An 872-nucleotide genomic window follows, 5' to 3' on the forward strand; every position below is an offset into this window, starting at 1 on the left:
AGTCGGTGTGAGCCTGTGACCAGCACCTTCAGGATGAAAAAGGCTCATTGGACAGCCCGCCGGGGTCGCTCTTGTCGATGGGGCCGCAGGCCGCGTAGCCGTACAGGTTGTCCTCCTGCCAGGACGGGTCCTGCTGGGTGAAGCGCTCAGTGAAGTGCGACAGGTACCGGTACCCCATTGCCTTGTCACCGTTGTCGAATTCATGGGAATCGCTAAAGGTGAATGGGTTCGCCCCGGCCACCACACCGCCGCTCCCCCAGAATGCGACACCCCTGGGCTAATTAACGGGCGGAACACGCCCAAGGCCCTTCGCCCATACCAGAACCACCCACCGGGTCCTCGAAGCCCTCACCACGTGCTGCACACAACCCCACGGATCAGGACGCCAGAACCATCGATGCCACGACAACAGACAGCGCTAGTAGCATGAGCGCAACAATCACAACTTTCAACCATTTCTGACATACCCCCCTTTTCCTGTTATTTCTATGTACCACCATGAGCGCAAAAGCAGCCAGAAAGAGAATTATGGACACAAGTGAAAAATCGTCAACCAAGCTACCCTTCCAAATTTTGATCTGGTTTTATATGGCAGATGCCGGACGCCCAGACATAACGCCAGGCGCCCGGTTGCGGCAGATTCTACTTGACCTATATCTTAAGCTGCCGCCACCCCCCTCTGCCAAATCCACATTCCAATACAGATGACCCCGCCCACTGCCGCCGGGATTCCCAGGATCAGGGATACGGGGTAGAACCCCATAAGCCCTGCGGCAGTGGCAATGACCCCTACCAAGGTCACGAAATTACACGCGTTGAGCCCGTTGGGGTCGCTTTTGTTGATGGGGTCGCAGGCCGCGTACCCGTACAGG

Annotated in this window: 1 protein-coding gene; it reads right to left on the minus strand. The window is 57.2% G+C overall.

Annotation, left to right across the window (positions count from 1 at the left end; all coding sequences use genetic code 11):
* Positions 1-28: 28 nt before the first annotated feature.
* Complete coding sequence (locus C892_RS0128250; RefSeq protein ID WP_017559959.1) at positions 29-244, minus strand: RHS repeat-associated core domain-containing protein; 216 nt, start codon at positions 242-244, stop codon at positions 29-31.
* Between the last annotated feature and the right edge of the window lie 628 nt (positions 245-872).

This window comes from Nocardiopsis baichengensis YIM 90130 (assembly GCF_000341205.1).
GTDB classification, from domain to species: Bacteria; Actinomycetota; Actinomycetes; order Streptosporangiales; family Streptosporangiaceae; genus Nocardiopsis_A; species Nocardiopsis_A halophila.